9 protein-coding genes and 3 tRNA genes are annotated in these 8,578 nt (G+C 65.6%); 7 read left to right on the forward strand and 5 right to left on the reverse strand.

What is annotated here, in order from left to right:
• A partial coding sequence (locus Q322_RS0118750; RefSeq protein WP_029479395.1) for a transposase occupies positions 1 to 321 on the forward strand: 321 nt, incomplete at its 5' end.
• A 162-nt stretch (positions 322 to 483) separates the two neighbouring features.
• Here Q322_RS0118750 and Q322_RS0118755 read toward each other — a convergent pair.
• The 3 genes from Q322_RS0118755 to Q322_RS0118765 form a co-directional block, all read right to left on the reverse strand.
• Positions 484 to 560: transfer RNA gene (locus Q322_RS0118755), tRNA-Arg, on the reverse strand.
• Positions 561 to 588: 28 nt separating this feature from the next.
• Positions 589 to 676, reverse strand: a tRNA-Ser gene (locus tag Q322_RS0118760).
• Positions 677 to 701: 25 nt separating this feature from the next.
• Positions 702 to 790 (reverse strand) — tRNA-Ser (locus Q322_RS0118765).
• Positions 791 to 923: 133 nt separating this feature from the next.
• On the opposite strand from Q322_RS0118765, the gene Q322_RS23655 reads away from it, so the two are divergent.
• Together Q322_RS23655 and Q322_RS0118770 are read left to right on the forward strand one after the other, a co-directional pair.
• Positions 924 to 1,232 (forward strand): IS1/IS1595 family N-terminal zinc-binding domain-containing protein, encoded by a 309-nt coding sequence (locus Q322_RS23655; RefSeq protein WP_156953163.1) that lies wholly within the window; start codon positions 924 to 926, stop codon positions 1,230 to 1,232.
• Positions 1,229 to 1,645 carry an IS1 family transposase gene (locus Q322_RS0118770; RefSeq protein ID WP_156953164.1) on the forward strand — a complete coding sequence of 139 codons (417 nt, stop codon included), beginning with the start codon at positions 1,229 to 1,231 and terminating at the stop codon, positions 1,643 to 1,645. The genes Q322_RS23655 and Q322_RS0118770 overlap by 4 nt, the downstream gene beginning before the upstream one ends.
• Before the next feature lie 25 nt (positions 1,646 to 1,670).
• Here Q322_RS0118770 and Q322_RS0118775 read toward each other — a convergent pair whose 3' ends face one another.
• Both Q322_RS0118775 and der read right to left on the reverse strand, forming a co-directional pair.
• Complete coding sequence (locus Q322_RS0118775) at positions 1,671 to 2,957, reverse strand: nitrilase-related carbon-nitrogen hydrolase (RefSeq protein ID WP_245593319.1); 1,287 nt, start codon at positions 2,955 to 2,957, stop codon at positions 1,671 to 1,673.
• Positions 2,958 to 3,002: 45 nt separating this feature from the next.
• Positions 3,003 to 4,328: a ribosome biogenesis GTPase Der gene (gene der / locus Q322_RS0118780; RefSeq protein ID WP_029479398.1), complete on the reverse strand. Its 1,326-nt coding sequence runs from the start codon at positions 4,326 to 4,328 to the stop codon at positions 3,003 to 3,005.
• Between the two features lie 583 nt (positions 4,329 to 4,911).
• Between der and Q322_RS0118790 the strand changes: the two genes are divergently transcribed.
• The 4 genes from Q322_RS0118790 (at position 4,912) to Q322_RS0118805 (ending at position 8,309) form a co-directional block, all read left to right on the forward strand.
• Entirely contained in the window at positions 4,912 to 5,658 is a 747-nt protein-coding gene (locus tag Q322_RS0118790; RefSeq protein ID WP_029479400.1) for an endonuclease III domain-containing protein, read from the forward strand.
• Positions 5,655 to 6,704 carry a 3'(2'),5'-bisphosphate nucleotidase CysQ gene (locus Q322_RS0118795; protein ID WP_029479401.1) on the forward strand — a complete coding sequence of 350 codons (1,050 nt, stop codon included), beginning with the start codon at positions 5,655 to 5,657 and terminating at the stop codon, positions 6,702 to 6,704. The genes Q322_RS0118790 and Q322_RS0118795 overlap by 4 nt, the downstream gene beginning before the upstream one ends.
• 9 nt (positions 6,705 to 6,713) lie before the next feature.
• Entirely contained in the window at positions 6,714 to 7,310 is a 597-nt protein-coding gene (locus tag Q322_RS0118800; RefSeq protein ID WP_051668767.1) for a GNAT family N-acetyltransferase, read from the forward strand.
• A gap of 75 nt (positions 7,311 to 7,385) precedes the next feature.
• Positions 7,386 to 8,309 carry an NAD(P)-dependent oxidoreductase gene (locus tag Q322_RS0118805; protein WP_029479403.1) on the forward strand — a complete coding sequence of 308 codons (924 nt, stop codon included), beginning with the start codon at positions 7,386 to 7,388 and terminating at the stop codon, positions 8,307 to 8,309.
• Positions 8,310 to 8,578 lie beyond the last annotated feature (269 nt).

Genomic DNA, 8,578 nt, shown 5'->3' on the forward strand with positions numbered 1-8,578 from the left:
ATGGCGGCTTTTGCCCACAGTGTGGGCGCGAGTGAAGATCACCATGTTCTGGTGGTAGAGGACGGAGCGGGTTTCCATGTCCCTCCAGAGGAGGGACAGCCACCAGGTGTCCAGATCATCACCCTGCCCCCTTACTCACCCGAGTTGCAACCCGTGGAGCGCATGTGGGACCTGACGGACGACACAGTGGCCAATCGCTGGTTCGACACGATGGATGACTTCACTCAGACGCTGGGCCAGCAATGCGCCTGGTTGGAAACCCAGCCAGATCTCATCTCCCAGCAGACCCTCTTCCATTGGTGGCCCTTGTCAAGGAATTAATGGGAGTCAGTATAAGTGGGAATGTTCGCCCGGTCGGGTGAGAGGTGGGCGCGTGTAACGCCGGGTCACCCGTTGCACGCGGGTTGCACGACAAAGGGCAACCTGGCCCGAAAGCGGTTGCCCCAAAACGAGAAGAACGCAGTCTGGGACTGCGTTCTGGTGTGGTGTACCCGAAGGGATTCGAACCCCTGGCCTTCTGATCCGTAGTCAGACGCTCTATCCAGCTGAGCTACGGGTACACGAGATGAAATCTGGCAGGCAACGCTGTGGCGAAGAGGGAGGGATTCGAACCCTCGATACCTTGCGGTATACATCCTTAGCAGGGATGCGGTTTCAACCACTCACCCACCTCTCCTCGGTTGTGCCGGGCCGCTGTGACGTGGCGAGGGGTGAGGGATTCGAACCCCCGGTGGGCTAAGCCCACTGCAGTTTTCAAGACTGCTGCCTTCAACCACTCGGCCAACCCCCCATTCACGGCGGGTGCGGTCTTGGGGAACGGTCCCCAAAAGCGCGAAGGGAAGTATAGGGAGGCCCCCCCGACTTGTCAACGCCACTGCGCCCGGGGTAGTGGACTTTTTGGAATGACGGGTGTTCAATGAAACATGAACAGTCTGAAATGTCCGCAGTGCAGAGGCGTCTATATCGTCAAAAACGGCCACGCACACACTGGCAAACAGCGCTATTTGTGTCGAGCCTGTACCTACCAATCCACCCTGAACCACATCCGCCCATCCATTTCCGCTGAAAAAGTGGAATTGGTGGACCGTTTGCTGTCTGAACGCATCTCCCACCGGGGGATCTGCCGGGTGGTCGGGGTCAGCCGGACGTGGTTTCGTCGTTACCTGCAATCGCTGATTCAGACCGTGCCGCACCGTAGTGATCCACAAGAGGTGGTGTTTTCAAAAGGGTGAGCACTCCAGTACCAGCGAAGCTGGTACTGGAGTGCGACGAGTTATGCACTTTTGTGACGCGGCACACCCATCAGGTCTGGATCTGGCTGGCCCTGGACCGCCACACCCGCAAAATCGTGAGCTGCTTCATCGGACGGCGGGATGCCGTCAGCGCCTTTGGGCTATGGGAGGGTTTGCCCACCCCCTATCTGGACGCGGTCTGTCATACAGACCGTCTAGGCGCTTACAAAAGTGTGGTTTTTGGCGCACTGCACCGCATTGGTGGCACCCAGCACATCGAGCGATTCAACGCCACACTCCGGGTACGCCTGGCGCATCTGGTGCGCAGAACGCTGTCATTCAGCCGGAAACAGGCCAACCTAGAGATGCTGATCTGGCTGTTCATCCACCGCTACAACGCGTCATTACCTTAAACTCTCTACTGCGCCTGGCCTGGGCCTAGCGCCTGCGCCGCAGGGCACAGAGGGCGGCGAACAGGCCCAGCCCGGCCAGCAGCCAGAGGCCCGCTGACGACCTGCGGCCCGGCCCGTCCTGCCCATTCAGGATGATTTCCAGGGCGGCCTCGTGTGGGGTGCGGGGCGGCGGGGCCAGCGTACTGGCAGGCAGTTCCAGGTCCGCGTGCAGCACGTCCACGCGGTAGGCATTCTCGCGCGGGTGGCCGCTGTGGGCGGCGAGGTGCCGGCCCACCGTCCGCAATTCCTCGTAGGGGCCGTCGGCCACCCAGGGCGTCAGGGCCAGGAAGCCGGGGCGCGGCTCGGTCATCACGTAGCTGCGGGGTTCGGGGGCGTCTGCCGTGCGCCCGGTGATGGCGCTCTGGCCGTCGAAACTGAGGTCCAGCAGGTTGCCCACCACCATCGGGTTGACCCCGTAGCGGATGCTCTGGCCCGAGGTGGTGGCCGTCCAGCACGATTCCAGCCACGCCACCGGCTGATCGCGCAGGTTGGCCGGATCTGGCGGCAGGCCCTCCTTGGAGGTCCAGGCTGCGCCGTTGGCATCGGGTTGCAGCAGCACGGTGCAGCCGCCCGCCTCCAGCCGCCCGATCACGTCGGGGCGGAAGGCGTCCAGGCTGATGGCCACGCCCAGATCGCCCACCGGGGTGGGGAAGACGCGCATTTCACTCAGTTCGCCCGGCGTCAGGTCCACGCCGCCCGCCTCCTCGTCGGGGGTCAGGTGGATCTTGTCGGTCACGCCGATTAGCGTGCCGTCGGGGGCCAGCAGCACAGTCTGGTTGGTCAGGGTGGCCGCCTCGCGCCGGGGCTGTCCGTTCACCAGGCGGTAGCGCGGCATGGGCGCAGAGCCGCAGCACAGGTACACGCCGTATTCGCGCGCCAGATCGCGGCAGGTGTGCAGGTACAGCCGGGCGTTGTCGTCGCTGCCCGCCAGTTGCAGCGTGCGGATAGGGGAGGCCCGCTCGCGCAGCAGCACTGGTAGCACGCGGAATGCGCGGGAGAACACCAGCGCCAGCGCCACCCGCTCGAAGGTCTTTAAGGGCAGCGCCCAGCCCCCGCCCCGCAGCACCAGCGGCAGGCCGTTCAGCTCGGTCAGGACCACCAGATTGGGACGGTCCGGCGAGAGGTGGGGCCGGGCCGCTTCCAACTGGCCGCGCATCCAGCTCCGGAAGGCGTCGGCGCTGACGAAGTTTTCAGCGCTCCATTTTGGCTGCACGGCGATGGCCCGGAAGTGGCGCGGCGGGCCAGCCATCTGATCGGTCTGCGGCGCAGTCATGCCCGCAGGCTAATGGTTCGCGGGCGGGGTGGGCTTGCCCGACGATTAAGCCCCGGCTTCCTCGCCCTTCTGACCGCGCTTGTACGGTCCCTTCTCCTTCCACTTGAGGCGCACCGGAATCCCGGCCAGGCTCAGGTCCTCGCGGATGCGGTTTTGCAGGAAGCCCTCGTAGGCGCGGGTCACGAAGTCGGCGCGGTTGCAAAAAATAGCAAAGGTGGGCGGCGCGGTTTCCACCTGGGTCATGAAGTACATCCGCAGCTTCTTGCCGTGGAAGTTCGGCACCGACTGACGCATCTGCCAGACCTCCAGCCAGCGGTTCAGCTCGCTGGTCGGCACGCGGCTCTGCCACTTGTCGTGCAGCTTCATGGCCTCGGCCAGCATCTCGTGGATGCCGTAGTCGTTGATGGCGCTGGTGTACACGCGCGGCGCGTAGGAAATATGGTGCAGCTTCTGGTTCAGGTCCCGCTCGGTGCTTTTCAGGTCCGCGTCGGGGATCAGGTCCCACTTGTTGACCACCACGATTACGGGTTTGCCGCTGTCGTAGGCCAGGTTGGCCAGCTTCAGCTCGTGGTCGCCCAGCTCGTCGGCGTTGACCACCAGCCAGATCAGGTCGCTGCGGCCAATGGCGGACTGGCTGCGCTGGATGGCGTAGTCCTCGATGGCGGTGGGGGGCTTCTTGCGAATCCCTGCCGTGTCCACCAGCACGAAACGCTGTCCGCCGTAATCCCACTCCACGTCCAGGCTGTCGCGGGTGGTGCCCGGCTGATCGGCCACGATGGCGCGGTCCGATTGCACGATGGCGTTCAGCAGGCTGGATTTGCCCACGTTGGGCCGCCCGATCAGTGAAATTCGGATGGGCGCGATTTCCGGCACGTCCTCGTCGTCCTCGGGCAGGTGGGTCATCACGCGGTCCATCAACTCGTCCAGGCCGCGTGCGTGTTCGGCGCTGATCGGCACCGGATCGCCGAAGCCCAGGCCCCACAGCTCGGCCAGGTAGACCTCGTGCTTCTGGCTGTCGATCTTGTTCGCCACCACGATCACCGGAATGCCCAGGCGGCGCAGCCAGTCGGCCACCTCGTAGTCGGCGGCGCTCAGGCCCTCGCGCGGGTCCAGCACAAACACCACGGCCTGCGCGCCCTCGATGGCCCACTCGGCTTTTTCACGGATGGCGACCTCCCACTCGTCGCCGCTCCACAGCCCGCCGGTGTCCACCAGGGTAATCCGGTGGTTCTGGTACAGCATCATTCCTTCCTTGGCGTCACGGGTCACGCCGGGGAAGTCGGCCACGACGGCCTCACGCCGCCCTACTAAACGGTTAAACAGGCTGGACTTGCCGACGTTGGGTCGGCCCACAATGGCAACTTTATGCATTTTCAACGCTCCTTCGGTGTCGGTCAGCCCTGGCGTTATCGGGCTTTCCCGCCGATCTTCCCGCCTGTGGCTCTTGCCGACGTGGCGAAGCAGAGGGGAAGTACAAGAGGAGAAGCCTAGCGCTTGCAGTGTGGAGGGGACAAGCGTCTGGACCACCATTCCGGGCCTCGGCAACGGCCCGGACAGTTTGAGCCGACTTCAGGCCGTCTTGACCGCCAGATCGCTCAGGAGTCGCCATCTCTGGAGCCAGTCGAAGGCCCGCCGCTCAAGGTCCTCGCAGGAGAACACCAGTGGCATCCAGCGGCACTTCAGCCCGGCCCAGACTCAGCCCAGGGAATGGGGTATTCCTGTGGTTCTCCAAAGCTCGGGCGGCCCGAGGCTGGCAGGCGGTCAGGTCCGCGAGTTGCCTGGCAGCATGGAACGCGGACACCAGCCCAGAACGGACGCCGCCCAGCCCCGAATCTGCTCAGCGGGTCTCCTGGGAGTGTAATTCTGAGAACCTCGCCTTACCTGGCATCATTCCTTCTCTCTTCAACGAATCTGTCTTACGGTCTTGCGCGCCCCAGACCACTAGCCTCTGCCCATGCCCGCCCGCCCGCCCTTGCCCGCCAAAAGGCCGCCCGAAAAACTCACGCTCAGCCAGCAGCAACCGCCCCCCGAAAATCTGCCCGAAATCGCGCGGCGTCTGGCCGGGGAATACCTGCCCGATCCGCCCCAGCCCCGCCGGGCCGCCGAGCCGCTGGACGGCCTGATCCAGACCATTCTGTCGCAGCAGAACACGGCCCCGATCACCCGGAGGCAGTTCCAGGGCCTCAAAACCGCCTACCCGCGCTGGGAGGGGGCGCTGGCGGATGGCCCGGACGGTATCGAGGCGGTGCTGAAAGCGGCAGGCGGCGGCCTCTCGCGCGTCAAGGCCGGATATATTTACTCGCTGCTGGCGGAGCTGGACGAGACGCGCCCCAGCCTCTCGCTGCGGGAAACGCGCGATCTGGACGACAGGGCGGCCCGCGAGCTGCTGGAAAGTCTGCCGGGCGTGGGGATGAAAACCGCCAGTTGCGTGCTGCTGTTCGATCTGGCGCGGCCCGCTATGCCGGTGGACACGCACATCCACCGCATCGCGCGGCGGCTGGAGCTGGTCCCCGAAGCCTGGAACGCGGTCAAGGTGGAACGCTGGTTTGATGAAGTGCTGCCGCGCGAGTGGGCGGCCCGCTACACCTTTCATGTCGCGGCCATCCGCCACGGACGCCAGACCTGCCGCGCCCGCAATCCGGCGTGCGGCGTGTGCGTGCTGCGTGACCTGTGCCCGTCGGCGGCTATTCTGGGCCGATGACCCTGCCGACATTGACCCATGAATTAGAGGTGGCCTCCCGGCTGGCGCGCGAGGCCGGGGCGCTGCTGCTGCGATGGCGCGCCGTGGGCTTCAGCGTGGAACACAAGACCAGCCCCGAAGACCCCGTGACGGCGGCGGACCGCGAAGCCTCCGCGCTGATCGTGGCGGGCCTGGGCAAAGAATTTCCCGAAGACGGTCTGCTGAGCGAGGAGGAAACCGACAGCGCCGCCCGGTTGTCGCGCGGGCGGGTCTGGATCATCGACCCCATCGACGGCACCAGCGAATTCATCAAGGGTACGGCGGATTACTGCGTCAGCATCGGCCTGGCAATTGGCGCTGACGCCGTGCTGGGCGTGGTCTACGCGCCGTCCACTGACGAGCTGTTCGCGGGGGTGGTGGGTCGGGGCGTCTGGAAAGACGGGCAGCAGGTCCAGCGTGCGGCCCGTTCGGAGAATTGGCGCATCGCCGTCTCGGACACCGAATTTGGGCGCGAATTGAACCGGCATGACCTGCCGGGGATGCTTCCCAGCGGCAGCATTGCGCTGAAGCTGGCGCGCCTGAGTGCCGATGAGGCCGATGCCACCTTCACCATGTCGCCGCGCAGCGAGTGGGATATTGCCGCCGGGGACGCTCTTTTGCGGGCGGCGGGCGGCGAGTTGCGCCGCCGGGACGGGCGGGAGGTCCGCTACAACCAGCCCCAGCCGTATCTGGAACAGGGCCTGATCGCCGGAGTGCCGGGGGCGCTGACCTGGCTGGAGGGCGAGCTGTCGCGCCGCCGCCTGCCTACCGCTCACCTGGGCCTGAAGGCGTCGGCCCCGGCCTGGAAACACCTGCCCAGAGGCGATCAGGCCGCGCTCGGCGGTCATCCCGGCGTCAGCATCCGGCACGCGGGGGATGAGGTCCTGGCCCTGCTGGTGGTGGACCCAGAGACCCGCACCGTGAAACGCGCCGAGGGCGACGCCTTCCACTTGGAACGCCTGACCCGCGATGTGGTTCGCGCACTGGGTCCGCTGGAACCGGGTCCACTCTCGCCTGTAGAGCAGTAAACTTCAATCATGATCAATTCCCCTACAGCCCCAGACCTCCCGGCAGCGGGCGGGGGGGCGGGGCGGGTCCGTCTCAAGCCGCTGTTGGAGATGGATCACGGCGAATGGCACATCCTGCACGGCTTTTTCAAGGACCGTGAGCTGGCGGACTGGAACGATGCCAAGCCGATCCGCCTGCCCGAATGGCTGTTTCGCAAGGTCATGCAGGACGAGGAACGCGGCGGCGAGCGCGTGGGCTTCGGCATTCTGGACGAGCGCGGCGCACTGATCGGCAGCGCCGAACTGTATGACCTGCGCCCCGCGCCGCCGCTGACGTCCACCACCGGCACACTGGGCGTGATGATCGGCTTTCCTGCGTTGTGGGGCCAGGGCTACGGGCGCGAGGCGGTTTCGGCGCTGCTGGCCCGGGCCTTTGCGGGCCGCCAGACCCCGTTGAAACGGGTGCGCCTGACCACCTTTGCCCACAACCGCCGCGCCCAGCGGGCCTTTGCCGCCTGCGGCTTCCGCGAGGTGGGCCGCACGCCGCGCACGGGCCGCACCGACGTGCATATGGAGATCACGCGGGAGGAGTGGGAGACGAGGGGGTCTGAAGGTCCAACCGTCTGAAGGTCTGAACGCCAAACCGAGGCCTGACCTGACGCCCCGTCCCATGCGCCACACCCATGCGCCACAATAGATTCCATGCGCGTCCTGCTCCCCGATTTGCCCGAATTCCACGCCCTCTCTGGCCACGATGAACACGGCGTTCCCGGCGCAGAGTTCACCTTTTACTCGCAGGATCACGTGCCCCCACAGGAGGCCGAGGGCGTGGTGTTGTGGCTGGCGCGCGGCGACACCCGCGAGAGGTTGCTCAGGACGCCGGGCCTGAAATGGGTGCTGACCCTGACCGCCGGAATTGATCACGTTCAGCCGCACCTGCCCCAGGGCGTGGCGCTGCACAACGCCAACCGCCTGCATGACCGCGCCGTGGCGGTGCATGTCGCGGCGCTGATGCTCGCGGCCATGCGCGGCCTGCACCGTTTCCGCGACGCGCAGCACGAGGGGCGCTGGGCCTCCACCAAGTCACCCTCCGATTCCGGTTTACATACGCTGGACGGGCAGCAGGTGGTGCTCTGGGGCCACGGCCATATCGGACACATCCTCGAAGGGCTGCTCACCCCGTTTAGGGCCGGGGTCAGCGGTATTCGCAGTTCCACATCGGATCTCCAGCGCGACCGCTTACTATCCCGCGCCGACTGGGTGGTGTTACTGCTGCCCAGCACGATTGATACGCGCGGCATCGTGAACGCCGACGTTCTGGGTAAGTTCAAGCCCGGAGCGTGGCTGGCAAACGCCGGGCGCGGCAACCTGATCGTGACGGATGATCTGCTGGCCGCACTGGATTCCGGCCACCTGGGCGGCGCGGCGCTGGACGTGACCGATCCCGAACCGTTGCCGGAAGGCCATCCGCTGTGGGCACAGAAAAACGTGATCATCACGCCGCACATCGCCAGCACCACCACTGATCTGCTGGCGCGCGGGGCGGGCCTCACCCGTGATTTTCTGCTGACCATGCAGCAGGGCCAGGAACCGGAAGGGCGCGTGCTGGACGGACAGAAGTACTGAATTGCATGTCAAAGCCCCTCTGGCATGAGGCGAGAGGGGCGGCGCAGGCGGCGGATGGGGCGAGCGCCGCTTAAGCAAGTTTGAGAGAGTCCTTTTCCTGGAGCATTTGCCTGAATGACAGCATCGGGAAAGGAGACTCCCGATGCTTCTTTTCTCTCTCGTGGAGCTGTGCCAGCCCTCAGTACCCGACACTTTCCACAGCCGTCGTCTGGCGCGGCGTCCAGAGTCGAATGAGGTGGAGCAGTTCGTCCACCGAAGCCCCAACCTGA

Origin of the sequence: Deinococcus frigens DSM 12807 (assembly GCF_000701425.1) — a bacterium.
Classification (GTDB): Bacteria; Deinococcota; Deinococci; order Deinococcales; family Deinococcaceae; genus Deinococcus; species Deinococcus frigens.

Bases quoted from the DNA above. Each gene is read 5' to 3' on its own strand.
- der (WP_029479398.1), bottom strand. From the start codon at position 4,328: ATGCATAAAGTTGCCATTGTGGGCCGACCCAACGTCGGCAAGTCCAGC.
- Q322_RS0118805 (WP_029479403.1), top strand. From the start codon at position 7,386: ATGCGCGTCCTGCTCCCCGATTTGCCCGAATTCCACGCCCTCTCTGGC.
- Q322_RS0118795 (WP_029479401.1), top strand. From the start codon at position 5,655: ATGACCCTGCCGACATTGACCCATGAATTAGAGGTGGCCTCCCGGCTG.
- Q322_RS0118775 (WP_245593319.1), bottom strand. From the start codon at position 2,957: ATGACTGCGCCGCAGACCGATCAGATGGCTGGCCCGCCGCGCCACTTC.
- Q322_RS0118800 (WP_051668767.1), top strand. From the start codon at position 6,714: ATGATCAATTCCCCTACAGCCCCAGACCTCCCGGCAGCGGGCGGGGGG.
- Q322_RS23655 (WP_156953163.1), top strand. From the start codon at position 924: ATGAACAGTCTGAAATGTCCGCAGTGCAGAGGCGTCTATATCGTCAAA.
- Q322_RS0118790 (WP_029479400.1), top strand. From the start codon at position 4,912: ATGCCCGCCCGCCCGCCCTTGCCCGCCAAAAGGCCGCCCGAAAAACTC.